We start from the raw sequence: 25209 nt of genomic DNA, 5'->3' as shown, positions 1-25209 counted from the left end.
TCGGCCGCCGCCGCGGCGGCCGAGGGCGACGAAGGACCGCCGGCGCCGTCCTCCGGCGGCCGGCGCCGGGTCGCCTCGTCACCCGGGTACGGACCGGACCGCTCCCGGGACGCGGACGCGTGCGGGTCGCCGGCGTCACGGGAACGGCGGGGGTCGCCGGAATCGCCGGAATCGCGGCGGCCGCGCGGGTCCCCGGGGTCGTGGGGTTCGTAGGGGAAGGGGATGACCGCCGCCTGGCCGGGCGTACGGTCCACCAGCCGCAGCGGCCGGGCGGCGGCCAGGGCCTCCTCCAGCGCCGGGCCGTACTCGTCCGAGGCGTCCCGCCAGCCCTTGGCGTACGCCTCGATCTCCCGGCGGTCCAGCTCCTCGCGGAGCAGGACGGCTATCTCGGCGGGAGCGTGGCCTTCGAGCAGCCGTCCGACTAAGGCCAGCAGCTCGGGCAAGCCGTCGGCGGGCGGCTCGCCGGGCAGGGCGGCGCCTCCGGAATGACGGGGGGACGACGGAGTCGTCGGCGTCCGGGGCTCTCTCACCTCGCCCGCCGGCCCCTCGTACTCGGACATACGCGCCCCCAGCCCCGTCCTTCACCGACCACCCGCTCGCGCGCCGTACGACGAGAACGCCCCCGGCCGCACCCCTCGGCCGGTTCCGCCCGGTACGGCGGACGGCCTGCGCGAATAGGGGGGAACAGGCGGTGACAGTTTACTGATGGCACCGTTTCCGTTACTGATGGCACCGCCTCCGGCGGTCACCCGGCGGAGTGCGTGCGCCCCGGGGGACGGGCCGACGGTGCCCGGCGGACCACCGGACACGGGCAGACGGAGCGGACCGGCGGGGACGGACGGGGCTTCGGGCGCCGGGACCGGTATCGGGCTCGGCGCCCGGTCGCCATCGGGTGCGGTTCGGGTCCCGGGCGGCGGTCAGTCCTGGGCGAGGGGCGCGCGGCGCCGGGCCGTCGCGGGCGGCAGGAACTGTCCCGCCACCCGGATGAACATCTCCCGCTGATCGGGTGGTACGCCCAGCCCGGCGGCGGCCTCCTCCAGGGTCAGCCGCCGCTGTTCCGCGTCGCCCCCGGCGCCCGAGCCCGGTGACTGCGGCAGCGGCAGATCCTCCTCGGTGAGACGGCCCGAGCGGATCAGCATGTCGCGGACCGGTACGTCGAGCACATGGGCGAGGCGGCGGGTGGTCTCCAGATCGGGCATCGACTGCCGCTGGAGCAGCCGGGTGATCGCGGCGCGGTGCACCCCGGCCTCGTCGGCCAGCCGGGATTTCCCGCCACCACGCGGGCTGTCGATGTCGTATCCGCGGCGGCGGATGAGGTCTTCGATCCAGGTGGCGAACTGTTCCAGGCCACTGGCAGTCATCTCGGGTCGCCTCCCTCCGAAGCGGGCTTCAGGATATCGCGCTTGCGCGCAAGGAATTACGTGATTGCGCACCCGGTCACCCTGCCGCCACCGAGCGGCACCCCGAGTCGACCCCGGATTTAGTTGCGCGTGCGCTCGCAACGTGTCACGGTGCGAAGGCGAACCGACCTGTCCGAGGCTCAGGAGGCGCCCCTATGGCCGTACCCGATTCGCCCGCTTCCGCGCGCTGGCGCACCGCCGCCGCCTGTGCGGGACTGCCCCCGGAAATCGTCTTCGCCCGACGGGAGAAAGAGGCCCGACCAGCACTGGAAGCCTGTCACCGGTGCCCGGTGGCCCGCCGCTGCGAGGAGTCGGTGGCCCCGGCCGAGAGCTACTTCGACGGCGTCAGCGGCGGGCGGCTGTGGCGCAACGGCCGACTGGTGCGGCTCCGCGGCGATTATGTTGCGCGCCCGATCGATACGTCCGACTTCGACGCCGCGATCGTGGCGTAGGCGGACTCTGTGAAGCGCGCATTCACTCCTCCTTACCCAGGCGTACGCCGAGTCAACACATCCGGCGCACGGGTCGTACACGCCGTCGCCGGTCCGTGCGCGCCGCCCCGGCCCCGCCGGGCCGGGCGATGCCCGCACCGAGGACCGGGCCGGAGCGCGGCCACCGGATCATCCGCACAGCAGCACGCACAGGAGGCACCGTTGAACCCGGCCACCCAGGACGCGGCAGTCTGGATCGAGACGCTCCACCGCCGATTCCCCGAGCTGCTCACCGAACTGGCCCCCCGCCACCGCTCCCCCGGGGCGGGCGGCGGTACGGGACGTACCGCGCGCGGCGGGCCGTCCGCGCCGCTGCGGCTCCATGTCTCGGACGCCGTACGCGACATCACCGACGGGGTCGTCGAACTGGACGAGGCCGTCCACGACCGGCTCCGGCTCGGCCGCCCCCGGCACGCCCCCGTACCGCACAGGCTGGCCCGGATAGCCGGGCTGCTCGGCGACATCGACGCCCACCCCGACCTCGCCGAACACGTCCGCGACGAGGCCCGGCGGATGACGGGCCGCTGCGGGCGGGCCCTCGGCGACCCGGAGCCGGTGATCCGGCTCGACGGCCGCTGCCCGTGGTGCGACTCGGTCTCCCTGCGGGCCTTCCCGGAGCGGCGCGCGGTGCTCTGCGTCAACCCGGCCTGCCGCTGCGGCACGGCGGACTGCCCGTGCGCGACGGAGGCCGCCCACCGCCACACCTGGTACCCGGAGGACGGTACGGCCCCGCCCGGCACGGACCCCGGCGCGGTCTCGGCGGCGATGGACGCGGCGGCGGAAGGCACCCGCCGGTGAAGGCCGCGCCCGCCTTCCGGGACGGCCCTCGCCCGGAGGGCCCGCTGATCACCGGCGCGCTGGCGGCGACGGAGGCGGGCGTCGTACCCGCGACCATCCGCAAATGGGTCCAGCTCGGCCATCTGGCCCCGGCGGGCCGCCGGGGCCGGGCCGGGCTCTACCGGCTGGCGGACGTCTTCGCGGCGGAGCGGGCCGCGCGGGGGCGGTGCTAGGAGCCGAGTCCGTCCGGCGGCCCTCAGGCCGCCGGGGGCTGGTCGTTCAGTTCCGCCCTCTACGCCTTCGGCGCCGGGGGGACCCCACCGCCTCGGCCCTCCGGAGCACCGCCCCGAACTGCCCGGGCCGCGCCCGGCGGCCCGATGCCGTCGGCGGTCCGCGGACCGCCCGCGGCCGGTCGCGCAGTTCCCCGCGCCCCTGACTGCTCTCCCGCGGTCCGGCCCTCGCAAGCGCAGGCCCTGAATGGAATCCCCTGCCGCCCGGTCCCTCATATGTGAGCCCTGCTCGGGGCGGTCGTCCCTCATCGGGACGGCCGCCCCTTTCGCGTTTCTTCGTGCGCTCTCGCGCGAACTGGTTGCGCTCTCGCGCGATAGCAATCACAATAGGTGCAGCGGCGGAGCTGTGCCCGCATCCCTCCGGATCCCTCCCGGGCACGGCTCCGCCGCTTCCTACTGCCGGTTCTCCCTCCCTCTGTCCGGCGGGGCCCGCGCGGAACCGCGCCATCTCGGGACCGGCCCGGCCGTCCGCGTACGAAGAGGAGATCTCCCGATGACCACTCCCCCGCCCTCACCGCTTCCGACGTCCTTCCCCGACGTCGAGGAGATCGTCGTCAAGCTGCTCCAGGAAGCGCAGAGCAAGCTGGGCGCGGACGTCCATATCGGGCAGTCCCCGCCCGCCGGGTTCAACGGCACCCAGCCCGCGGTCCTCGTCTCCCGGCGCGGCGGCGCCTGGCTCGAAGACCTCCATGTCGACCAGCCGATCATCGAGCTGGAGGTGTACGGCCCCACGAAGGCGGCGGCGCACATCCTGGCCAACAAGGCGCGCGGCGTCCTGCTCCCCCTCCGGGGCAGAACGTTCGCCCCCGCCCCGCCCGCGCCCCCCGGCAGCATCACCACGGTCGTCACCGACGTGGTGGAGCTGGACGGGCCGCGCTGGCAGCCGGACTTCATCCACGCGGGCGCCAACCGCTACGAAAGCGTGCTCCGCTTCGTCCTCCGGGTCTACTGACCCGTCCCCCTCCCCCGGCGGCCCCGAGCCGCCGCCAAGGACCGGCCCCGCCCTCCCTCCAGGACGGGGCCTTCGCCGTATCCACGGCGATCCGCCCCGGGCCGGCCCGCCGGTAACGCCGGTACTCCGGTACGCCGATCCGGTCCGGCCCGGGGCACCCACCACCGCACCACCCACACCCAAGGAGCCCTCTATGGCAGGCAACTCGTCCGAGATCCGCGTCGCCGGTACCGGCCGCGTCCTCGTCGGCGCGGTCGGCGCGGCGGCGCCCAGCGCCTTCTCCGCCAACCCCGCGGCCGACTGGAGCGCCGCGTGGACGGACCTCGGCTACACCACCACCGACGGTGTGACCTTCGCCAAGAAGGACAAGCTGGACCCGGTGGAGACCTGGCAGGCGATCAGCCCGGCCCGGTTCGTCTACTCGGACCGTGATCTGACCCTCAAGTTCGCGATGCTCCAGTTCAACGAGAACACCCTGCCCTTCTTCATCGGCGGGTCGAAGAGCGACGTCAAGCCGGTCGGTACCAATACCGGGGTCTACAGCATCGACATCCCGGACGGCCCGACCTTCGACGAGCGGGCCCTGGGCCTGGAATTCACCGACGGGAAGGACATCACCTACCGCTTCGTCATCCCCCGCGGCCAGGTGACGGCCGCCGACGACGTGAAGCTGGCCCGCAAGTCGGCCGCGTCGCTGGGCGTCACCTTCACCGCCCTCTCCCCGGGTACGACGTCGCCGCTGGCCACCTTCTACATGAAGGACCCGGCGTACGCGTCGCCGCCCGTCACCCCGTAACACCCCTCCGGGCGGGGCCGGTCCCTTTCACGGGCCCGGCCCCGCCCGGCACCACGTGTTTCCCGATCACCCCGATTCAGGAGAACCCCATGGCTCACACGGCCAACTTCGACATCAACGCCGCCCGGGCGCAGCGCCAGGAGGCGCACGGCCGCACCTGGTCCTTCCACATCGACGGCGACACCTTCGAACTCCCCACCGAGATCAGCCGGGCGACCGCCAAGGCGCTGCGGAAGCTGGAGGACAACGACGTCGACGGACTGCTCGCCCTGCTGATGGGCGAAGAGCAGTTCGCCCGGTTCGCGGAGCACGACATCACCATGCAGGACATCGCCGCCGTCCTCGACGCCTACGGCCAGGAGACCGGGCTCGGCGTGGGGGAAGACTGAGCCTCGACGCGTTCGTCGACGAACACGCCGAGGCGCTCGAAGCCGACCTACTGCGGTACTACCGCGCCGACCTGCTCGACTGGCACCGGGGCACGATGTCGTCCCGCCGGCTCTGGGTGCTGATCAAGCACCTTCCGCCGGACAGCGCGGTGAACCGGGAGATCGACGGGGAGTCGGCGGAGTGGTCCGTGACGGACTACCTACTGGCCGCCGCCGTCGACCATCTGGCAGTCGCCAACTGGATGTTCACCTCCGTCCACTCCGACGAACCGCCGGACCCGCCGGAGCCGGTCCCGCGCCCGGGGCTGCCCGGGGAGCGGGCGGACGCGGACGGCCGCGCGCCCGGTGCCCCCGGGGCGCCGACGAGTGACGTGAGCCCACCGGACCCGGCCGAGCTGGCCCGGTTCTTCGGCTGACCCGCGAGGAGCGGTCATGAAAGATGCGAAGGAAGCCGGCCTCCAACAGCAGATCGACACCATCAAGGCCACGCTGGAGAAGAAGGCGGACAAGGCGGCGTCGTCGTTCCTCACCGCCGATCAGGTCCGCAAGGAGGCGCTGAAAGAGGGCGAACCGCTGGCCACCCAGAAGTGGGTGAAGGAGCAGGGGGAGAAACCGGCCGAGGGCGGTGGCGGGGGAACGCAGATCGGTCCGTTCACCATCAAACCCGAGATGGTCAAGGCCGAGCCCGATGTGTTCCTGCTCGCCCTCGGTCTGGTGCTCCTCAAGATGGACCTGGCGATCTTCGACCTCTCGGAGAAGGTCAACAACATCGTTCGCAGACCGATCTACGGAGCGGGGAACAGGATCCGTCGCTGGCTGCACGGTGTCCCGGACCCGGCCCCGGACCCGGAGCCCGGCGCGGACCCGGCCTCGACGCCGGGCCCGCAGCCGAGACGACGCTTCTACCAGCTACGGCAGGCTGCCGAGGGCTCACGGCGGGCCCGCATCGGCCTCGCCCCGGACGACGAGGAGCGCGCCTGGCGCACCCCCATGGACCAGGCGCAACGCGAGATGGACCTGCTCGACAGACGTATCGCGGCACTCGAAGGCGACCGGCCGGGCACGCCGCGGAACACCCCGGGCGCGGGCGACACAGGCAACCGGAGCGGGGGCGGACAGGGCACGACCGGCCAGCAACGCCGACCCCCCGGCAACGCCGGTACCACCGCGCGGCCCGGGGCGGGGGGGGCAGCCCGCCGCCACCCCCAGCCTGCGCCCCCTCACCCAGGACGTGAACAACCTCACCCAGGCCGTCGACGGACGTTGACCCGCCCCCGGAAACGGAGAACGAAGGAGACTCCAGGTGTCTCTGGTCAGAGCACTCAACAATGCCAACGGCCACCTCAAAACGCTCAAGGACCGGTCCGACAGCGCCGGGCGCGCCGCCAACAACCTCAGAACGGGCGCGCAGAACAGCGAAGGCGGGGTCAAGAAGCTCAAGGACGCGGCCAAGGGTGCCGCGTCCGAGCTGAGGACCCTGCGGCGGAACGCGGACAGTGCGGAGAAGTCGGTCGCCAAAGCCGGGAAGTCCGGCCAGACCGGCGGTACCAATATCGGCAAGTTCAAAGGCGGCGCCGACAACGCCAAGAAGGGCATGGACGGGCTCAACAAGTCCATGAAGGGCAATATCTTCACCCGGCTGCTCGAACTCTTCATGCCGCTCATCGAGAAGGTCGTCGAAATGGCGACCCAGTCGAAGACCCTGCGCCGGGTCGTCAAAACGGCCTTCGACGCCGTGAAGAAGGCCATCGAGACGGTCTGGAAAAAGGTCGGCCCGGTCATCAAGGACTTCGGCGCCCTGATCAAGCGGATCTTCGACAAGGCCCGGGAGAAGGTCTCCGACATCGTCGGAAAGATCAGGAAATACGTCAAGGACGGGTTCGAGGCGGTCAAGAAGCGGATCGAGGGCCCGCTGCGAACGGCCCGGAACACCGTCAAGGACATCTGGGGCAAGATCAAGGGCTATATCAAGCCCGTCGCCGACTTCATCCAGAAGGTCCCGAAGGTGTTCACGCACGTCAAGGACGAGCTGGGCAAGAAGTGGGGAAAGCTGAAGGACATCGCGAGCGATACCTTCGGCAAGATCAAGGACAAGGTCAAGGCCCCGATCAACAGCGTCATCGATATCATCAACGGCGCGATCGGCAAGATCAATTCCATTGACTTCAAGGTGCCGAACTGGGTGCCGGGTATCGGCGGCAAGGGCCTCCCGGACATCCCCAAGATCGGCAAGCTGGCCGAGGGCGGACTGGTCGCCCCCCGGGCGGGCGGTGTTCCGGCGATCATCGCGGAGGCCGGCGAGGCCGAAGCCGTACTGCCGCTCTCCAAGCTGAACCGGCTGCTGCGCCATACGGCGCTGCGGGCCCGGGCCCAGTCGGGCGCGGGCGCGGGCCCCGGGTTCCATATCGAGCACTACCACGCGGCGCCCACCAGTGACCCCCGGGCCACGGCGAAGGCGCTGATGTTCCTGGTCAAGGCGCGCGGATGAGCGCCGTCGCCGCCGCCCGCGCGCTGAATCCGCTGGCCGGGGTCGCCGGTCCGATGAGCACCCTGCGGTCCCGGCACGACGGGGCGGTGGGGGCCGTACGGAACGCCGTGCGGCAGGTCGGCGGGGCGCGCGGCGCGGCCGACCGGATCAGAGCCTCGGCCCGGGACGCGGGTACGGCGCTGGCCGGGCTGCGGGACGGTACGGCCCCCGCACTCGCCCCGATCCGGGCGGTCGGCCGGAATTCCGGTATCGCGGCAGGTCAGATCGCCAAGGCCCGTGGTTCGGCCCGCTCGTCGGGCGGGGCCGCCAAGCGGCTCGCCGACGGCGGCGGGGCCTTCGACCGGCTCGTCGGCCCGCTCGGCACGGCCATCGGGCTGGCCTCGCCCCTGCTGACGACTCTCGGGATCGGGCTGACCGGGGGCGCGGTCGCGATGGCCGCGATCACGGTCGCCATGCAGGCCAACCCGTTCGGCGGGGCCGCCGCGATCGCGGTCACCGTCATCGGTCTGCTGGTGGACTTCGCCCTCAACACCGAGACGGGTCAGCGCCTGGTCAAGAAGGGGTTCGACAAGCTCCGCGAGGGCTTCGACCGGATCAAGAAGAAGGTCTTCCCGGTGATCTCCAAGGCCCGGGAGGCGGTCGAGACGGGGATCCGCTTCGTCCGGGACCGGATCACCGACCCGGTGAAGTCCATCGGCACCACGGTCAAGAACGCCTTCGCCGCCGCCCGCGACGGCATCAAGAAGGCACTGACGAACTTCACCAAACTCGTCCGGGACCCCTGGAACGGCATCAAGGCGATCGTCGACCCGGCCGCCAAGTGGATCCGGGACAAGATCCCGCCGTTCTTCGACCGGGTCAAGGACGCCACCGGCGATCTGCTGCGGGGAATCGCCGACGGGATCGCCATCGGCTTCCAGGGCTTCTCCGGCTTCGTCCACGCCCCGGCCCGGTTCGTCGAATGGCTGATCGAGAAGTGGGAGGCCATCGACTTCAAGAAGCTGTTCGATCCGAAGTCGATCGGCAAGAAGATCGTCTCGTTCCTGGCGGAGGGCGGTCTGGTCAGCCCGCCGCACGGCACGCTCCCCGGCTCGATCACCCCGCTGGGGGACGTCGCCGGGCTGCGGGCGGCCGAGCCGGACGCCCGGACGTCGCGTACCGGACGGCGGCTCCGCCGGGTGGACTCCTTCCACGAGCCGGCCGGCGCCACGGCCCATGACATCGCCGAGGATCTGCTCTTCCTCGCCCGCGCGGGCTAGGCACAAGGCCCGCGAACGGCCCGGCCGCGTACGAGACACGCCGTACGCCGGGCCACCCCCTCGCCGCCCGCCGCGCCCCGCACCCCCGACTTCGCCCCAGGAGGTGACGGCCCCATGGCCACACCCGCCCCACCCATCACAGCCGACATCGAAACCGCCCCCGCCTCACGGATCACCCTCGACGGGCAGATCCAGTGGGGCGGGCTGCTGCTCGGCCCCCGTACCCCGTACGAGATCGACCGGCAGGGCCTGACCGGCTGGGAGGATCTGCCCGACGCCGACACCACCGACGCCGACCGGCCCACCACGCACGGCGCCTGGCCCGGGACGCAGTACGCCCGGCCGCGCCGGATCACCGGCCAGGTCTGGGTACTGCCCGCACCCGGTACGGACCCCGCCCTCGCCCTGCGCGAGCTGCGCCGGGCCCTCGCGCTCGCCGACACCCAGCAGTGGCTCGCGGTCCGGGTCCACGGCGAGACCCTGGCCGTACGGGCCCGGCTCGTCCAGCGCGTCCTGCCCGCCGACCGGTCCCTGGTGGCCCAGGGCGTCGGCCGGGTCACCGTCCAGTGGCTGGCCACCGATCCGCGCCGGTACGCCGTCGAGGCCCGGCGGCTGATAACCGGCCCGCCGCAGCCGGGGACCGGGCTGGCCTGGCCGCTGACCTGGCCCCTGGTCTGGGGGCTGCCGACCGTCGACGGCAATCTGACCGCGGTCGACGACGGCAGCGCCCCCGCCCACCCCGTGATCGCGTTCCGCGGCCCCTGCTCCCAGCCCGTGGTCGTCAACCACACCACCGGACGGCGGCTGCGCTATCTGATCGACCTCGGCGCCAACGACGAACTCGTCGTCGACACCGCCGACGGCTCGGTCACCCTCAACGGCACCGCGTCCCGCCGCCACACCGCCGCGCCCGACAGCTCCCCCGAGGAGCTGTTCACCCTGGAGCCCGGCACCAACGCCCTCGCCTTCCGGCCGCGTACCGCCGCGCCCGAGGCGACCCTCGCCGTGAGCTGGCGCAGCGCCGAATGGTGACCGCCCGCCCCGCCCCGCCCAACGCGAACCTCCCGAGGAGCACCCCATGACCATTCGCAGCGTCTGGCACGCCCCCACCGGACAGACCCAGCAGGACACCCGGCTCGTCACGTCCCTGCTGCTCACCCCCACCGGTGAGCTGACCTCCCGGGGCGGTGTCGTCCCCGGCGGCCTCAACATCCGGGGCACCAGCGCCCTCCAGTGCGTGATCGATCCCGGCCGGGCCGTCGTCCAGACCACGGCACTCCAGGGCGCGTACATGGTCGCGGTGACCGAGCCGGAGACCGTCACCATCGCCCCCGGCACCGCCGCGGGCGACCGCAAGGATCTGATCGTGCTGGCCATCGAGGACAGCCCCTTCGACCTGGGCCCGAACACCCAGGCCGTGATCAAGGTGATCCAGGGCCAGGAGGCGCCCACCGCGCCGGCCGAGCCGCAGGCCCCGGCCAACTCCCTGCCGCTCTATGTCGTCAATGTCCCCAAGAGCGCCGGATCGATCACCTGGGCGACGGCCGTGGAGAACCGCCGCTACCCGACCGCCGCGCTCGGCGGCATCGTGCCCACCCACGGGTTCAACGGCCTCTACAAGGGCCAGTACCGGGACAGCGGCGAGCGGCTGGAGCGCTGGGACGGCGCCGCCTGGGCCCCGTACCCGCGGATCCCGGCCTGGCAGGACTGGCGGCCGACCTGGACCGCGACCGCCGGAACCGCCCCGAACTTCGGCAACGCGAACGTCGAGGGCCGTTACGTCCAGATCGCGTCCACCGTCCACTTCAACTTCCGGATCACCTTCGGGACCACCACCACCTTCGGCAGCGGCACCAACTCCAACTGGCGCTTCAGCCTGCCGGTGCGGGCGGCCCGGACCGTCCACTGCGTCGGCTACGGCGATGTGAACCTGGCCGAGGACCAGGTCCCGACCCCGCCGGACCGCGCCACCGCCCGGATCCGGGTCGCCACACTGGACGTCTTCGAACTGCACCTCAGCTCCGCCAGGCTGCGCGGCGGTGCCCACTCCGTCGTCGGTATCGTCGACCGCACCTACCCCTGGACCTGGAAGCCCACCGACTACATCGTCGGCAGCGGCACCTACGAGGCGGCGGTCACCCTATGACGGCCGTCAGCCCCTACCGGGTGCTGTTCTGCGATCTGCGCACCGACCGGCCCATCGACTCCCTCCCCCTGCGGGACGTCCAGGTCGACGACTACATCGGCCGCTCCGGATCGCTCACCGGCACCCTGTCGATCCCCGACGCCCGGACCGCCGAGCGCGCCCGGGCGATCGAGGACGGCCGGACCGCCGTCTATCTGGAGCGCGGCGGCGACCTGTGGTGGGGCGGGATCCTGTGGACCTCGACGCTCACCGCCGACGACAAGGGCGTGACGGCCCTCACCGTCCAGGCCGCGACCTTCGACTCGTACCCGGCCCGGCGGCGGATCCGCCAGGACTTCGCCTTCACCGCGCCCCAGGACGAACTCCTCCTCGTCCGCGAGCTGTGGAGTTATCTCCAGGGGTCGGCGGGCGGCGACATCGGCGTCGTGATCGGCGACGAGCTGTCCGGGGAGACCGCCGAGGTCGTCTGGCGGAACGGCGACGAGATCATCGCCGACGAGGCGATCCGGGAACTCGCCGACGCCGAGAACGGCTTCGAGCACTACATCGAGGTCGGCCGCGATCCGGACACCGGCGTCCGGACGAAACGGCTCCGGCTGCGCTCCCCCCGGCTCCTGCACGAGGGCGACGATCTGGTCCTCGACCGGCCCGGCTCGATCCTCACCTACTCCTTCCCCCGGGACGCCACCCGGGGCGGCACCCACGCCCGGGCCCGGGGCGCCACCCGGGAGACCACCTCCCCGAACCAGGAGGGCCGCCCGATCATCTCGCCGGAGGTCGTGGCCCACCGGCTGATCGAGGGCGGCTACCCCCGGATCGACCTCAGCTCCGACCATCCGCAGGTGAAGAACCCGATCCGGCTGTACCGGCTGGCCAAGGCGCAGCTCGCGAAGGCCCACGGGGTGGTCACCGTGCCCGAGGTGACCGTACGGCTGGACGAGCGGATCCCGGTACCGCCGCAGCTGATCGGCCGGGCGGTCCGGCTGCGGATCACCGACGAATGGCACCCCGACGGGCTCGACCAGCGGTTCCGCGTGGTCGGGGTGAAGATCACCCCACCGCAGCGGGGCCGCCCCGAGACCGCCGAACTCTTTCTGGAGGCGCTCTGATGCCCGCCCTCCCCGAAGATCTCATCGATCTCATCCACGATCTGCGCCGCCGGCTGGACCGGGTGTCCCTGGCGGCCGTCACCCGCCCTGCCCAGGGCGCGGTCACCGGCGCCCTGACCATGACGGACGCCGGGCGGCTCAGTGTCCGCGACGGTACGGACACCGAGCTGATCACCCTGGGCGCCATCGGGGTCAACGCCGACGGCAGCCAACAGCAGGGTGCGCTGTTCCGCCGGGACGACGGCACCCTCGCCCTCGGTCTGTACGGCTCCGGAGACGGCCGCCAGTCGCTGAGCGTCCAGGACCGGACCGGGGCCGTGGTCGTCGCCGACGACGCCGCCGGAGCCGGGCTGGCCCGGCCGTACGTCCCGATCCCCCTCTATCCGGCACCCGCCGCGATCACCTCCGCCGACTGGACCCGGGTACTCCAGGGCGGCATGTATCTCCAGCACCCCCGGATCGCGGTCGGCGTCTGGGTCCAGGCCGACCCCGGCACCACCGTCGAGGCCCGGGTCCGTTTCCTGGCCGCCGACGGTACGACCGCTCCGCTCGGCCAGGTCGTGACGGCCACCGGTACCGCCTTCACCGAGGAGGTGACCGCCCTCCACGGCAGCCCCGGCTACAGCTGGAGCAACCTCTATGTGGAGGGCCGGGTCACCGCAGGTACGGGCCGTGCGGCGGTGGGCGTGCTGTACGCGGAGGGCCGTCAGTCATGACCCTGCCACCCCGCCGCCCCCGGGGCTCCGGGCCACGACCCGCCGCTACGGCTCCGAGCCCGGCGGCCGGACCCGAGACGCCCCCGCCCGCCGCCGCCGTCATCGGAACGCCCGGTGGAGACGGTCCCGGGGCCGTCGTACCGCCCGGCGGCGAGCTGCGGCTGCCACCGGCCCCCGCGCCCCCGCCGGACCCCGGTGACCGTCATCCGCCGACGTAAGGACAACCCATGGCCACCCCACTCACCGCCGCCCGGCTGCTCGCCGCCCTGCGCGCCGAGGGCGTCACGGTCGTCGAGCGCCCCGGCTGGCGCACCCACAACCGCGATCACACCGGCCTCTGGGGCCCCGTCAACGGAGTGATGATCCATCACACCGTCAGCTCCGGTACGGCGTCCACGGTCGCCCTCTGCTCCCGGGGCCGCCCCGACCTCCCCGGGCCCCTCTGCCACGGGGTGATCGCCAAGGACGGCACCGTCCACCTGGTCGGCCACGGCCGGGCCAACCACGCGGGCGGCGGCGACCCGGACGTACTGCGCGCGGTGGCGGCCGAGCGGTACGGCACCCGGCCGCCGCCCACCGGCGAGCACCAGGGCAGTCCGGGCGCCGTCGACGGCAACCGGCACTTCTACGGCTTCGAATGCGTCAACCTCGGCGACGGCAAGGACCCCTGGCCCGCCGCCCAAGTCGAGGCGATCGTCCGGGCCTCGGCCGCGCTCTGCCGGGCCCACGGCTGGAGCGCCAAGAGCGTCATCGGCCATCTGGAGTGGTCGAACCGGAAGCCGGACCCCCGCGGATTCACCATGCCCGACCTGCGGACCGCGATCGCCCGCCGCCTCGCCGAGCGGCCGGCCGAGCCGGGGTCCCCGCCCGCCGCCGGGCCGGGCACACCGCGCCACCACCCCTTCCCCGGTACGGCCTTCTTCCGGGCCGGACCCAGCTCCCCGGTGATCACCGCCATGGGGCGGCGGCTGATCGCCGAGGGCTGCTCCGACTACGCGGTGGGCCCCGGGCCCCGCTGGAGCGACGCGGACCGGCGGTCGTACGCCCGCTGGCAGCGCAAGCTCGGCTACCGGGGTACGGACGCCGACGGCTGGCCCGGCCACGCCTCCTGGCAGGCCCTCAAGGTCCCCTACACCCCGTAACCCCGCTCCGAAACAAAGCGATACCAAGCGATACGAAGGAGGCAGTCATGTCCGAAGCCACCCGGCGGACCACCCGTACGGTCCTCCAGACCGCGGTCGGTATCGCCGTGGCCCTGCCCGCGATCGTCGACGCCTCGGGACTGCCGAGCACCCTGCCCTGGGTGGCCGCCGCCCTCGCCGTCTCGGGCGGGCTGGCCAGGATGATGGCGCTCGACGCCGTACAGCGGCTGCTCCCGGCCTGGCTCGGCGGAACCGGCTACGGCTCCGGCACCCGCACCGGCTACGGCTCCGACTCCGGCCCGGGAGGTGCCGATGACCGACCCTGATCCCCCGCCCTGGCACGACCCCGTCTCCCGGGCGGGCGTCGCCGTCGAGCTGGAACGCCTCCGCGGCACCCTGGAGGCGGGCTTCGCCCGGGTCGACGGATCCCTGGCCCTGCTGGTCCAGCGGAGCGACCAGACCGACAAGCAGCTCGCCGACATGGAGTCCCGGCTGGACTCCCTGGAGCGGGCCCGCTGGCCGCTCGCCAGCGTCACCGCTCTCACCGCGAGCGCCGGCCTCGGCCTCGCGGTCTGGCAGCTGACGGGCCGCTGAGCCCGGCGCCGCGTACCCACCGGATCACCGGTCCACAGGACGACAGCCGGAAAGCCCGAAGGGCGGTCACCCCGATCGGGGTGACCGCCCTTCGACTCGCTTCAGGCGCGGCGGCTCAGCCGGAACCGGCTGCTCCGCCGCGTCGGCTCACTGGTTGTACGGACCGTAGTCGTAGTCCTCCAGCGGAACGGCCTGGCCGGAGCCGGTGCCGAACGGCGAGTAGTCGATGTCGTCGTAGCCGACGGCCGAGTACATCGCGGCCTTGGCCTCCTCGGTCGGCTCGACCCGGATGTTGCGGTAGCGGGAGAGACCCGTACCGGCCGGGATGAGCTTACCGATGATGACGTTCTCCTTGAGACCGATCAGGGAGTCCGACTTGGCGTTGATCGCCGCGTCGGTCAGAACCCGGGTCGTCTCCTGGAAGGACGCCGCCGACAGCCACGACTCGGTGGCCAGCGACGCCTTGGTGATACCCATCAGCTGCGGACGGCCGGAGGCGGGGTGACCGCCCTCGGTGACCACACGACGGTTCTCGGTCTCGAACTTCGAGCGCTCGACCAGCTCGCCCGGCAGCAGCTCCGCGTCGCCGGACTCGATGATCGTCACCCGGCGCAGCATCTGCCGGATGATGATCTCGATGTGCTTGTCGTGGATCGACACACCCTGCGAGTTGTAGACCTTCTGGACCTCGCCGACCAGGTGGACCTGGACGGCCCGCTGGCCGAGGATCCGCAGCACGTCGTGCGGGTTGGTCGCACCGAAGGTCAGCGGCTGGCCGACCTCGACGTGATCACCCTCGTGCACCAGGACCTTGGCACGCTTCGAGATCGGGAAGGCCGTCTCGTCGCTGCCGTCGTCCGGGGTGACGACGAGCTTCTTGGTCTTCTCGGTCTCCTCGATCCGGACGCGGCCGGCCGCCTCCGAGATCGGGGCGACACCCTTGGGCGTACGGGCCTCGAAGAGCTCGACGACACGCGGCAGACCCTGGGTGATGTCGTCACCGGCCACACCACCGGTGTGGAAGGTACGCATCGTCAGCTGGGTACCGGGCTCACCGATGGACTGGGCGGCGATGATGCCGACCGCCTCACCGATGTCGACCAGCTTGCCGGTGGCCAGCGAGCGGCCGTAGCAGAAGGCACAGGTGCCGACCGCGGACTCACAGGTCAGGACCGAGCGGGTCTTGACCTCCTCGACACCGGCCGCGACCAGCGCGTCGATCAGCACATCGCCGAGGTCGACATTGGCGGGCGCGATGACCTTGCCGTCGACGACGACGTCCTCGGCGAGCATCCGGGCGTAGACGGACGTCTCGACGTTCTCGGCCTTGCGCAGGACGCCGTCGGCGCCGCGCTCGGCGATCCCCAGCTTGAGGCCGCGCTCGGTGCCGCAGTCCTCCTCGCGGATGATCACGTCCTGCGAGACGTCCACCAGACGACGGGTCAGGTAACCCGAGTCGGCGGTACGCAGGGCGGTGTCGGCGAGACCCTTACGGGCACCGTGCGTGGAGATGAAGTACTCCAGCACCGACAGGCCCTCACGGAACGACGCCTTGATGGGACGCGGGATCGTCTCGTTCTTGGCGTTGGACACCAGACCACGCATACCGGCGATCTGACGCATCTGCATCATGTTTCCACGAGCACCCGAGTCCACCATCATGAAGATGGGGTTGGTCTTCGGGAAGTTCGCGTTCATCGCCTCGGCGACCTCGTTGGTCGCGCGGGTCCAGTTGTCGATCAGCTCGTTCGTGCGCTCCTGCTTGGTGATCAGGCCGCGCTCGTACTGCTTCTGGATCTTCTCGTCCTTGGCCTCGTACGAGGCGACGATCTCCTTCTTCGCCTCCGGGACCACGATGTCCGTGACGGCGACGGTGACGCCGGAACGGGTGGCCCAGTAGAAGCCGGCCGCCTTCAGGTTGTCGAGCGTCGCCGCCACGATCACCTTGGGGTAGCGCTCGGCGAGGTCGTTGACGATCTCGGAGAGCTGCTTCTTGCCGACGGAGTAGTCGACGAACGGGTAGTCCTCGGGCAGCAGCTCGTTGAAGAGCGCCCGGCCCAGGGTGGTGTTCAGCCGGAAGCTGTCACCCTGCTGCCAGGTGCCGCCGAGCCCGTCGGAGGCAACGGCGCCGTCCTCGTCGGCCGGCGGGGTCCAGCCGCGCGGCGGGATGGTGCCCACCGGGAAGCGGATGTCGACCTTGGCCTGGAGGGAGAGCTCACGGGCGTCGAACGCCATGATCGCCTCGGCGGTGGAGCCGAAGGACCGGCCCTCGCCGCGCACCTCGCGCTCCTCCTCGTCCGTGGTGAGGAAGAAGAGGCCGAGCACCATGTCCTGGGTGGGCATGGTGACGGGACGGCCGTCGGCCGGCTTGAGGATGTTGTTCGAGGACAGCATCAGGATGCGGGCCTCGGCCTGGGCCTCCGCCGACAGCGGCAGGTGGACGGCCATCTGGTCACCGTCGAAGTCCGCGTTGAACGCGGTGCAGACGAGCGGGTGGATCTGGATGGCCTTGCCCTCGACCAGCTGCGGCTCGAACGCCTGGATGCCCAGACGGTGCAGGGTGGGGGCACGGTTCAGCAGAACCGGGTGCTCGGCGATGACCTCTTCGAGGACGTCGTACACGACGGTACGGCCGCGCTCCACCATCCGCTTGGCCGACTTGATGTTCTGCGCGTGGTTCAGGTCGACCAGGCGCTTCATCACGAACGGCTTGAAGAGCTCCAGCGCCATGGCCTTCGGCAGACCGCACTGGTGCAGCTTGAGCTGCGGACCGACGACGATCACGGAACGCGCGGAGTAGTCCACACGCTTGCCGAGGAGGTTCTGACGGAAACGGCCCTGCTTGCCCTTGAGCATGTCGCTCAGGGACTTCAGCGGACGGTTGCCCGGGCCGGTGACCGGACGGCCGCGACGGCCGTTGTCGAAGAGCGCGTCGACGGCCTCCTGGAGCATCCGCTTCTCGTTGTTCACGATGATCTCGGGGGCACCGAGGTCGAGCAGACGCTTCAGCCGGTTGTTCCGGTTGATCACCCGGCGGTACAGGTCGTTCAGGTCGGAGGTGGCGAACCGGCCACCGTCCAGCTGCACCATCGGACGCAGGTCCGGCGGGATCACCGGGACGCAGTCCAGCACCATGCCCTTGGGGCTGTTGCTGGTCTGGAGGAAGGCGGAGACGACCTTGAGGCGCTTGAGCGCCCGGGTCTTCTTCTGGCCCTTGCCGGTCCGGATGATCTCGCGGAGGCGCTCGGCCTCCTCGTTCAGGTCGAAGGACTCCAGGCGCTTCTGCAGCGCGGCGGCGCCCATCGAACCGTCGAAGTAGGTACCGAAGCGGTCGCGCAGCTCGCGGTAGAGCAGCTCGTCGCCCTCCAGGTCCTGGACCTTGAGGTTCTTGAAGCGGTTCCACACCTCGTCGAGGCGGTCGACCTCGCGCTGGGCGCGGTCGCGCAGCTGCTTCATCTCACGCTCGGCGCCTTCGCGCACCTTGCGGCGTACGTCGGCCTTGGCGCCCTCGGCCTCCAGCTCGGCCAGGTCGCCTTCCAGCTTCTTGGCCCGGGCCTCGACATCGGCGTCTCGGCGGTTCTCGACCTGCTGGCGCTCGACGGAGACATGGGCCTCCAGCGAGGGCAGGTCGCGGGTCCGGCGCTCGTCGTCCACATACGTGATCATGTACGCGGCGAAGTAGATGACCTTCTCCAGGTCCTTCGGCGCGAGGTCGAGCAGGTAGCCCAGGCGCGAGGGGACGCCCTTGAAGTACCAGATGTGCGTGACGGGAGCGGCCAGCTCGATGTGGCCCATCCGCTCACGGCGCACCTTGGCGCGGGTCACCTCGACGCCGCAGCGCTCACAGATGATGCCCTTGAAGCGGACGCGCTTGTACTTGCCACAGTAGCACTCCCAGTCCCGGGTCGGACCGAAGATCTTCTCGCAGAAGAGTCCGTCCTTTTCGGGCTTGAGCGTGCGGTAGTTGATGGTCTCGGGCTTCTTGACCTCTCCGTGGGACCACTGACGAATGTCGTCAGCGGTGGCCAGGCCGATCCGAAGCTCGTCGAAGAAGTTGACGTCGAGCACTATGCGTCAATCCCTCTCAGGGTTGTGTCTCTCAGTGGTCTGTACGGAGTCCTGGGGGCGGCGGCCGGGGCTCGTGAGGGAGCCCCGGCCGGACCCGTCAGACCTCTTCGACGCTGCTCGGCTCGCGCCGGGACAGGTCGATGCCGAGCTCTTCCGCAGCACGGAAGACGTCCTCGTCGGTGTCGCGCATCTCGATGGACATACCGTCCGAGGACAGCACCTCCACGTTGAGGCACAGGGACTGCATCTCCTTGATGAGCACCTTGAAGGACTCGGGGATGCCGGGCTCGGGGATGTTCTCGCCCTTGACGATCGCCTCGTAGACCTTGACTCGGCCGGTGACGTCGTCGGACTTGATGGTCAGCAGCTCCTGGAGGGCGTACGCGGCGCCGTAAGCCTCGAGCGCCCACACCTCCATCTCACCGAAGCGCTGGCCACCGAACTGGGCCTTACCACCCAGCGGCTGCTGGGTGATCATCGAGTACGGGCCGGTCGACCGGGCGTGCAGCTTGTCGTCGACCAGGTGGTGGAGCTTGAGGATGTACATGTACCCGACCGAGATCGGGTCCGGGAACGGCTCGCCGGAGCGGCCGTCGAACATCCGGGCCTTACCGGACGGCAGGACCATGCGGTCACCGTCGCGGTTGGGGATCGTCGACTCGAAGAGACCGGCGATCTCGTCCTCGCGGGCGCCGTCGAAGACCGGGGTGGCGACATTGGTGCCCGGGCGGACGTCGTCCGCGCCGATGGACTTCAGCCGCTCCATCCACTCCTCGTTGCCCTCGACCTTCCAGCCCTGGCTGGCGAGCCAGCCGAGGTGGATCTCGAGGACCTGTCCCGGGTTCATCCGGGACGGCACACCGAGCGGGTTGAGGATGATGTCGACCGGGGTGCCGTCCTCCAGGAACGGCATGTCCTCGATCGGCAGGATCTTGGAGATGACGCCCTTGTTGCCGTGACGGCCGGCCAGCTTGTCACCGTCGGTGATCTTGCGCTTCTGGGCCACGTAGACCCGGACCAGCTGGTTGACGCCGGGCGGGAGCTCGTCGCCTTCCTCGCGGTCGAAGACGCGGACACCGATGACCTTGCCGATCTCGCCGTGCGGGACCTTCAGGGACGTGTCACGGACCTCACGGGCCTTCTCGCCGAAGATCGCGCGGAGCAGGCGCTCCTCCGGGGTCAGCTCGGTCTCGCCCTTGGGCGTGACCTTGCCGACCAGGATGTCGCCGGCGACGACCTCGGCACCGATCCGGATGATGCCGCGCTCGTCGAGGTCGGCGAGGACCTCCTCGGAGACGTTCGGGATGTCCCGGGTGATCTCCTCGGGGCCCAGCTTGGTGTCACGGGCGTCGACCTCGTGCTCCTCGATGTGGATCGAGGAGAGGACGTCGTCCTGGACGAGGCGCTGCGACAGGATGATCGCGTCCTCGTAGTTGTGGCCCTCCCACGGCATGAACGCGACGAGCAGGTTCTTGCCCAGCGCCATCTCGCCGTCCTCGGTGGCCGGTCCGTCGGCGAGCACCTGGCTCTCGACGACCCGGTCGCCCTCGGCGACGATCACCTTCTGGTTGACCGAGGTGCCCTGGTTGGAGCGGGAGAACTTGGCCACCCGGTAGGTGGTGTAGGTGCCGTCGTCGTTGGCGACGGTGATGTAGTCCGCGGAGACCTCCTGGACCACACCGTCCTTCTCCGCCTTGATGACGTCACCGGCGTCGACCGCGCAGCGGTACTCCATACCGGTGCCGACCAGCGGCGCCTCGGCCGTGATCAGCGGTACGGCCTGACGCATCATGTTCGCGCCCATGAGGGCACGGTTGGCGTCGTCGTGCTCCAGGAAGGGGATCATGGCGGTCGCGACCGACACCATCTGGCGCGGCGAGACGTCCATGTAGTCGACCTCGGCCGGCGGGACGTAGTCGACCTCGCCGCCGCGGCGGCGGACCAGCACCCGGGCCTCGGCGAACCGCATGTCGTCCGCGAGCGTGGCGTTGGCCTGCGCGATGACGAAGCGGTCCTCCTCGTCGGCGGTCAGGTAGTCGACCTCGTCGGAGACCTGGCCGTCGACGACCTTGCGGTAAGGCGTCTCGATGAAGCCGAACGCGTTGATCCGGCCGTAGGAGGCGAGCGAGCCGATCAGACCGATGTTCGGGCCTTCGGGCGTCTCGATCGGGCACATCCGGCCGTAGTGCGACGGGTGCACGTCACGGACCTCGAAGCCGGCCCGCTCACGGGAGAGACCACCCGGGCCGAGGGCGTTCAGACGACGCTTGTGCGTCAGCCCCGACAGCGGGTTGTTCTGGTCCATGAACTGGGACAGCTGGCTGGTGCCGAAGAACTCCTTGATGGAGGCGACGACCGGCCGGATGTTGATCAGGGTCTGCGGCGTGATCGCCTCGACGTCCTGGGTGGTCATGCGCTCGCGCACGACCCGCTCCATCCGGGCCAGACCCGTACGGACCTGGTTCTGGATCAGCTCGCCGACGTTACGGATACGACGGTTGCCGAAGTGGTCGATGTCGTCGGTCTCGACGATGATCGAACGGCCGGACTCGCCGATCGTCTCGACCTCACCGGCGTGCAGCTTCACCAGGTACTTGATGGTGGCGATGACGTCGTCGGTGGTGAGGACCCCGGCGTCCAGCGGCTCGTCGGCGCCGAGCTTCTTGTTCACCTTGTAGCGGCCGACCTTCGCGAGGTCGTAGCGCTTCGGGTTGAAGTAGAGGTTCTCCAGCAGCGTCTGCGCGGCCTCACGGGTCGGCGGCTCGCCCGGGCGCAGCTTGCGGTAGATGTCGAGCAGCGCGTCGTCCTGGCCCTGGGTGTGGTCCTTCTCCAGGGTGGCGCGCATGGACTCGTACTCGCCGAACTCCTGCAGGATCTGCTCGGTGGTCCAGCCGAGCGCCTTCAGCAGTACGGTGACGGACTGCTTGCGCTTGCGGTCGATACGGACACCGACCATGTCCCGCTTGTCGATCTCCATCTCCAGCCAGGCGCCCCGGGACGGGATGACCTTGGCGGTGAAGATGTCCTTGTCGGACGTCTTGTCGATGCTGGAGTCGAAGTAGACGCCCGGCGAACGGACGAGCTGGGACACGACGACACGCTCGGTGCCGTTGATCACGAACGTGCCCTTGTTCGTCATCAGCGGGAAGTCACCCATGAAGACCGTCTGCGACTTGATCTCGCCGGTCTCGTTGTTGGTGAACTCCGCCGTGACGAACAACGGCGCCGCGTAGGTGAAGTCGCGGTCCTTGCACTCGTCGATCGAGTTCTTCGGAGGCTCGAAACGGTGGTCGCGGAAGGTCAGCGACATCGACCCGCTGAAGTCCTCGATCGGGGAGATCTCCTCGAAGATCTCCTCCAGACCGGACTTCGTGGGGACGTCCTGTCCGCTTTCCAGAGCCGCCTCGACCCGAGCCTTCCACGCGGCATTGCCGAGCAGCCAGTCGAAGCTCTCGGTCTGGAGCGCGAGGAGGTTCGGAACCTCAAGGGGCTCTTTGATCTTTGCAAAGGAGATGCGCAGCGGGGCGGTGCTGGCGCCGTTGTTCGTATTCGCGGTCGAGGCGTTGCGCGAGGCGGCCAAGAGGGGGTCCTTCCGAGGGCTCGGACTCACTACGCGCGTACCGGTCCCAAGCCGGGCAAGGGCCGAGAAATCCCAGGTCAGGGATGGTTCGGCCCGGTGTGCTCATGCGAGGGGATGCCCCTGGTGACGGGCAGGAGGCAGTTAACAGGCAGCGCAAAGGGTCAGTGTAGCCACTTGGCACACTGATGTCCAGTGCGGGCTCTTCGAGACCCTCGCTGCCCTCGTTGTTCTCAACTCCGCATCAACCCTCACGCCCGGAAGGCGCACATCGATACTGCCCACTCGGCCACCGATCCATGCCTCGGATCCGGATCGGTTGTCACGACGCGTCCTGAGAATTGCGCGCTGCGTGCGGTTCGTCAAGGCCCCCTGTCCCGGCCCGGCCACCGAAACCGTCACTGACCAGGCACGAGGAGCCACACACCGCCGCCTCGGAAATCTCCTCCCGGACGGCCGGGACACACGGAGATGATCACCATACTCGCCGCACGCCCCAGCGCAAGGCGGCACGGCCCGACCGTCACGGATACGCCAAAGGGCGACCACCCAATAGGGTGATCGCCCTTCGACGGTGTCCCGTTACAGAGACGAGACGAGCCTCACAGTCCGCTCACGGCGCCGAAGCGCCGCCCCGCGGGTGCCGGTGAGGGCTGAGGTCACTTGACCTCGACAGCCGCGCCCGCGGCCTTGAGGGACTCGGCGGCCTTCTCGGCGACGTCCTTGGCGACCTTCTCGAGGACCGGCTTCGGGGTGCCGTCCACGAGGTCCTTGGCCTCCTTCAGACCCAGGGAGGTCAGCTCACGCACGACCTTGATGACCTGGATCTTCTTCTCGCCGGCACCCGTGAGGATGACGTCGAACTCGTCCTGCTCCTCGACGGCGGCGGCGTCGCCACCGGCGACACCACCCGCGACGACGACCGGGGCGGCCGCGGCGGCGGTGACGTCGAAGCGCTCCTCAAAGGCCTTCACGAAGGCGGAGAGCTCGATGAGGGTCATCTCGTCGAACTGCGCGAGCAGGTCGTCCTGGCTGAGCTTCGCCATGATGGCGTCCTTCCACTAATTCGGCTGGTGCCGGATGTACATGTAGGCGGGCGTACGTTCGGCCCGCTGCGACCGCCACCGGGGGCGGCGGTCATTACGCGAGCCGAGTTACTCGGCACCGCCCTGCTCGTCGCGCTGGGCGCGAAGCGCGTCCACGGTGCGGACGAGCTTCGACGGGAGCGCCTGGAAGAGGGAGGCAGCCTGCGACTGCTTGCCCTTCATGGCACCCGCCAGCTTCGAGAGCAGAACCTCGCGGGACTCGAGGTCCGCGAGCTTCTTGATCTCATCGGCGGACAGCGGCTTGCCGTCGAGCACGCCGCCCTTGATGATCAGGTTCGGGTTGTCCTTGGCGAAGTCACGAAGACCCTTCGCCGACTCCACCGGGTCACCGGTGACGAAGGCAACCGCCGTCGGACCGTTGAACAGGTCGTCGAGCGAAGTGATCCCGGCCTCATTGGCCGCGATCTTGGTCAGCGTGTTCTTCACCACGGCGTACTGGGCGTTCTCACCGAGAGAACGGCGCAGCTGCTTGAGCTGCGCCACGGTGAGACCCCGGTACTCGGTCAGCACGGCGGCGCTCGAGCCGCGGAACTGGTCCGCCAGCTCGGCTACCGCGGCAGCCTTGTCGGGCCTAGCCATGGGCGTCGGCCTCCTTCCGGGTGATGAGGACCGCGCGGACCCGAAGGAGGAGACTGGGCAAAACGAAACGCCCCGGCGCAGGCGCACGGGGCGTGGCTCGACCGGATGGAAATCCGGGAGCTGCTCCATAATCACCTGCGCGGGCCGTCCGCAGCTAGCGGATCCTTCGGCCGCCGCGACCTCTTACGAGCGCGCGGCAACAACCAGCGGTCTTTGGCTTCCAGGGAAGCGTACGCGACGGGGGCGAGCCGACGCAAATCGCCTCCCGCCCGGGATCCGGACGGAAGGCGATCGGGTCGGTGCGCGCACCGGAAGGGAGACTTTACGAGGTCGCCCCCTCCTCCATCGCCGCGCCCATCTCCTTCAGCATGGCCGCGAAGTCGAAGGTCTGGTTGGCGGGCGGAGCCGTCACCGACGCCTTGGTGCCGTAGTCGGTGTAGTTGGACACCATCTTGACCGGACCCTCCTTGGTGGCCATGGAGACGTCCATCTTGACCGGGAAGCCGTCCCCGTTCACCCAGACCTGGGTGTCGTAGGAGGTGATCCCGGCTTCCTTCATGCCGTCGGTCAGCTGCTTGCGCTCGGTCTCGTCGAGCACCAGGGACTTGTTGGCCTTCAGCATCTCGGCGACCGAGATGGTGCCCTTGTAGTGCTGGGTGTCGACGCCGCCCACCTTGGCGGGACCGACGTGCTTGATGCTCTTGGACTCCAGCAGCACCGCGAGCTGCTCGGCCGGGCTCTGGTCCATGCTGTCCAGACCGCCGGTGAGCTGCTTCTGAATCGCCGGGTCGCCGGACTCCTTGGCCAGCGCGGCCAGGTCCATCTTCATCCAGCGCTTGCCGTCCATGCCCATTTCCTTGGCCGCCGCGGCGCCCATGTCCATGTACATGACGTCCTTCAGCCAGACCATACGGATCTGCTCGGGCCCGCCCGCGCCGGCACCGGCCGTGAGGGCCGCGCCCTTGGCCGTGACGTCGATCATCATCGGGTCCCACCCCATGACGCCGTCCATCGTCATCTGACCGCCGGGCTCATCGCCCATCTTCGGCATGGTCATGACCATGTTGACCTTGGCGGTCTTCGCCTCTTCGGTCTTCTTGTACGCGGCCTGGAGGACCTTGGTGACCTCGGCGCCCGACTGGATCTTCGTCTGGGAGCCGTTGTCGGCGGCCTTCTTCTTGTCGTCCTCGCCGCCACAGGCCGAAGCACCGGCGATCACGGCCACGGCCGTCAGCGAAAGGCCCGCACGCCTCCATATGGACTTGCTCATGTCCCCGCCCCTTTTATTTCTCTGCTGTGAACTCTTGAAACGGTAACTCATACGACTGAC

At 70.2% G+C, this 25209-nt stretch carries 22 protein-coding genes and 1 pseudogene; 16 read left to right on the top strand and 7 right to left on the bottom strand.

Features of this window, described 5'->3' with window-relative positions; genetic code table 11:
• Both ABZ714_RS08780 and ABZ714_RS08775 read right to left on the bottom strand, forming a co-directional pair.
• A pseudogene (locus ABZ714_RS08780) lies at nt 1–560 on the bottom strand (hypothetical protein); the annotation flags it as partial.
• A 357-nt stretch (nt 561–917) separates the two neighbouring features.
• On the bottom strand, nt 918–1361 hold the full coding sequence (locus ABZ714_RS08775; protein ID WP_358824436.1) for a helix-turn-helix transcriptional regulator: 444 nt from the start codon (nt 1359–1361) through the stop codon (nt 918–920).
• A 194-nt stretch (nt 1362–1555) separates the two neighbouring features.
• Between ABZ714_RS08775 and ABZ714_RS08770 the strand changes: the two genes are divergently transcribed.
• The 16 genes from ABZ714_RS08770 to ABZ714_RS08695 all read left to right on the top strand — a co-directional run bounded on the left by ABZ714_RS08770 (nt 1556) and on the right by ABZ714_RS08695 (nt 14549).
• Nucleotides 1556–1852 (top strand): WhiB family transcriptional regulator, encoded by a 297-nt coding sequence (locus tag ABZ714_RS08770; RefSeq protein ID WP_358824435.1) that lies wholly within the window; start codon nt 1556–1558, stop codon nt 1850–1852.
• Between the two features lie 201 nt (nt 1853–2053).
• Nucleotides 2054–2689, top strand: coding sequence for a hypothetical protein (locus tag ABZ714_RS08765; protein WP_358824434.1), 636 nt, complete (start codon nt 2054–2056; stop codon nt 2687–2689).
• Nucleotides 2686–2901 carry a hypothetical protein gene (locus ABZ714_RS08760; RefSeq protein WP_358824433.1) on the top strand — a complete coding sequence of 72 codons (216 nt, stop codon included), beginning with the start codon at nt 2686–2688 and terminating at the stop codon, nt 2899–2901. The genes ABZ714_RS08765 and ABZ714_RS08760 overlap by 4 nt, the downstream gene beginning before the upstream one ends.
• Before the next feature lie 550 nt (nt 2902–3451).
• Nucleotides 3452–3910, top strand: a complete 459-nt coding sequence (locus tag ABZ714_RS08755; RefSeq protein ID WP_358824432.1) for a hypothetical protein — start codon at nt 3452–3454, stop codon at nt 3908–3910.
• A gap of 193 nt (nt 3911–4103) precedes the next feature.
• Nucleotides 4104–4706 (top strand): phage tail protein, encoded by a 603-nt coding sequence (locus ABZ714_RS08750; protein WP_358824431.1) that lies wholly within the window; start codon nt 4104–4106, stop codon nt 4704–4706.
• An 89-nt stretch (nt 4707–4795) separates the two neighbouring features.
• Nucleotides 4796–5095 carry a hypothetical protein gene (locus ABZ714_RS08745; RefSeq protein ID WP_358824430.1) on the top strand — a complete coding sequence of 100 codons (300 nt, stop codon included), beginning with the start codon at nt 4796–4798 and terminating at the stop codon, nt 5093–5095.
• A gap of 95 nt (nt 5096–5190) precedes the next feature.
• Nucleotides 5191–5511 carry a hypothetical protein gene (locus ABZ714_RS08740; protein WP_358824429.1) on the top strand — a complete coding sequence of 107 codons (321 nt, stop codon included), beginning with the start codon at nt 5191–5193 and terminating at the stop codon, nt 5509–5511.
• Between the two features lie 887 nt (nt 5512–6398).
• Nucleotides 6399–7583 carry a phage tail protein gene (locus ABZ714_RS08735; RefSeq protein WP_358824428.1) on the top strand — a complete coding sequence of 395 codons (1185 nt, stop codon included), beginning with the start codon at nt 6399–6401 and terminating at the stop codon, nt 7581–7583.
• Nucleotides 7580–8842 (top strand): hypothetical protein, encoded by a 1263-nt coding sequence (locus ABZ714_RS08730; RefSeq protein ID WP_358824427.1) that lies wholly within the window; start codon nt 7580–7582, stop codon nt 8840–8842. The genes ABZ714_RS08735 and ABZ714_RS08730 overlap by 4 nt, the downstream gene beginning before the upstream one ends.
• 114 nt (nt 8843–8956) lie before the next feature.
• The gene (locus tag ABZ714_RS08725) at nt 8957–9874 is read left to right on the top strand and encodes a phage tail protein (protein ID WP_358824426.1); all 918 of its coding nucleotides are present in this window, start codon (nt 8957–8959) and stop codon (nt 9872–9874) included.
• Between the two features lie 46 nt (nt 9875–9920).
• Nucleotides 9921–10988: a hypothetical protein gene (locus ABZ714_RS08720; RefSeq protein WP_358824425.1), complete on the top strand. Its 1068-nt coding sequence runs from the start codon at nt 9921–9923 to the stop codon at nt 10986–10988.
• The gene (locus ABZ714_RS08715; RefSeq protein WP_358824424.1) at nt 10985–12097 is read left to right on the top strand and encodes a hypothetical protein; all 1113 of its coding nucleotides are present in this window, start codon (nt 10985–10987) and stop codon (nt 12095–12097) included. Before ABZ714_RS08720 ends, ABZ714_RS08715 begins: the two co-directional genes overlap by 4 nt.
• Nucleotides 12097–12813: a hypothetical protein gene (locus ABZ714_RS08710; RefSeq protein ID WP_358824423.1), complete on the top strand. Its 717-nt coding sequence runs from the start codon at nt 12097–12099 to the stop codon at nt 12811–12813. The genes ABZ714_RS08715 and ABZ714_RS08710 overlap by 1 nt, the downstream gene beginning before the upstream one ends.
• Nucleotides 12814–13040: 227 nt before the next feature.
• Complete coding sequence (locus tag ABZ714_RS08705; protein WP_358824422.1) at nt 13041–13955, top strand: peptidoglycan-binding protein; 915 nt, start codon at nt 13041–13043, stop codon at nt 13953–13955.
• 47 nt (nt 13956–14002) lie between these two features.
• A complete protein-coding gene (locus tag ABZ714_RS08700; protein ID WP_358824421.1) occupies nt 14003–14281 on the top strand; it encodes a hypothetical protein in 279 nt (92 codons plus the stop codon).
• A complete protein-coding gene (locus ABZ714_RS08695) occupies nt 14268–14549 on the top strand; it encodes a hypothetical protein (protein WP_358824420.1) in 282 nt (93 codons plus the stop codon). Before ABZ714_RS08700 ends, ABZ714_RS08695 begins: the two co-directional genes overlap by 14 nt.
• 147 nt (nt 14550–14696) lie before the next feature.
• Here ABZ714_RS08695 and ABZ714_RS08690 read toward each other — a convergent pair whose 3' ends face one another.
• The 5 genes from ABZ714_RS08690 to ABZ714_RS08670 all read right to left on the bottom strand — a co-directional run bounded on the left by ABZ714_RS08690 (nt 14697) and on the right by ABZ714_RS08670 (nt 25149).
• The gene (locus tag ABZ714_RS08690) at nt 14697–18617 is read right to left on the bottom strand and encodes a DNA-directed RNA polymerase subunit beta' (RefSeq protein ID WP_358824419.1); all 3921 of its coding nucleotides are present in this window, start codon (nt 18615–18617) and stop codon (nt 14697–14699) included.
• A gap of 97 nt (nt 18618–18714) precedes the next feature.
• A complete protein-coding gene (gene rpoB, locus ABZ714_RS08685; protein ID WP_358824418.1) occupies nt 18715–22197 on the bottom strand; it encodes a DNA-directed RNA polymerase subunit beta in 3483 nt (1160 codons plus the stop codon).
• Nucleotides 22198–22853: 656 nt separating this feature from the next.
• Nucleotides 22854–23240: a 50S ribosomal protein L7/L12 gene (rplL, locus tag ABZ714_RS08680; RefSeq protein ID WP_358824417.1), complete on the bottom strand. Its 387-nt coding sequence runs from the start codon at nt 23238–23240 to the stop codon at nt 22854–22856.
• 108 nt (nt 23241–23348) lie between these two features.
• The gene (gene rplJ / locus ABZ714_RS08675; protein WP_358824416.1) at nt 23349–23879 is read right to left on the bottom strand and encodes a 50S ribosomal protein L10; all 531 of its coding nucleotides are present in this window, start codon (nt 23877–23879) and stop codon (nt 23349–23351) included.
• Between the two features lie 322 nt (nt 23880–24201).
• Nucleotides 24202–25149, bottom strand: coding sequence for a hypothetical protein (locus ABZ714_RS08670; RefSeq protein ID WP_358824415.1), 948 nt, complete (start codon nt 25147–25149; stop codon nt 24202–24204).
• Between the last annotated feature and the right edge of the window lie 60 nt (nt 25150–25209).

Source organism: Streptomyces sp. NPDC006798, from assembly GCF_040635975.1.
GTDB lineage: Bacteria > Actinomycetota > Actinomycetes > Streptomycetales > Streptomycetaceae > Streptomyces.
The sequence above is the reverse complement of the archived record's forward strand: the minus strand, read 5'-3'. Positions and strand labels throughout refer to the sequence as shown.

Bases quoted from the DNA above. Each gene is read 5' to 3' on its own strand.
- ABZ714_RS08725 (WP_358824426.1), top strand. From the start codon at position 8,957: ATGGCCACACCCGCCCCACCCATCACAGCCGACATCGAAACCGCCCCC.
- ABZ714_RS08710 (WP_358824423.1), top strand. From the start codon at position 12,097: ATGCCCGCCCTCCCCGAAGATCTCATCGATCTCATCCACGATCTGCGC.
- ABZ714_RS08775 (WP_358824436.1), bottom strand. From the start codon at position 1,361: ATGACTGCCAGTGGCCTGGAACAGTTCGCCACCTGGATCGAAGACCTC.
- ABZ714_RS08715 (WP_358824424.1), top strand. From the start codon at position 10,985: ATGACGGCCGTCAGCCCCTACCGGGTGCTGTTCTGCGATCTGCGCACC.
- rplJ (WP_358824416.1), bottom strand. From the start codon at position 23,879: ATGGCTAGGCCCGACAAGGCTGCCGCGGTAGCCGAGCTGGCGGACCAG.
- ABZ714_RS08695 (WP_358824420.1), top strand. From the start codon at position 14,268: ATGACCGACCCTGATCCCCCGCCCTGGCACGACCCCGTCTCCCGGGCG.
- rplL (WP_358824417.1), bottom strand. From the start codon at position 23,240: ATGGCGAAGCTCAGCCAGGACGACCTGCTCGCGCAGTTCGACGAGATG.
- ABZ714_RS08670 (WP_358824415.1), bottom strand. From the start codon at position 25,149: ATGAGCAAGTCCATATGGAGGCGTGCGGGCCTTTCGCTGACGGCCGTG.
- ABZ714_RS08705 (WP_358824422.1), top strand. From the start codon at position 13,041: ATGGCCACCCCACTCACCGCCGCCCGGCTGCTCGCCGCCCTGCGCGCC.
- ABZ714_RS08745 (WP_358824430.1), top strand. From the start codon at position 4,796: ATGGCTCACACGGCCAACTTCGACATCAACGCCGCCCGGGCGCAGCGC.
- ABZ714_RS08755 (WP_358824432.1), top strand. From the start codon at position 3,452: ATGACCACTCCCCCGCCCTCACCGCTTCCGACGTCCTTCCCCGACGTC.
- ABZ714_RS08740 (WP_358824429.1), top strand. From the start codon at position 5,191: ATGTCGTCCCGCCGGCTCTGGGTGCTGATCAAGCACCTTCCGCCGGAC.
- ABZ714_RS08770 (WP_358824435.1), top strand. From the start codon at position 1,556: ATGGCCGTACCCGATTCGCCCGCTTCCGCGCGCTGGCGCACCGCCGCC.
- ABZ714_RS08730 (WP_358824427.1), top strand. From the start codon at position 7,580: ATGAGCGCCGTCGCCGCCGCCCGCGCGCTGAATCCGCTGGCCGGGGTC.
- ABZ714_RS08750 (WP_358824431.1), top strand. From the start codon at position 4,104: ATGGCAGGCAACTCGTCCGAGATCCGCGTCGCCGGTACCGGCCGCGTC.
- ABZ714_RS08720 (WP_358824425.1), top strand. From the start codon at position 9,921: ATGACCATTCGCAGCGTCTGGCACGCCCCCACCGGACAGACCCAGCAG.
- ABZ714_RS08700 (WP_358824421.1), top strand. From the start codon at position 14,003: ATGTCCGAAGCCACCCGGCGGACCACCCGTACGGTCCTCCAGACCGCG.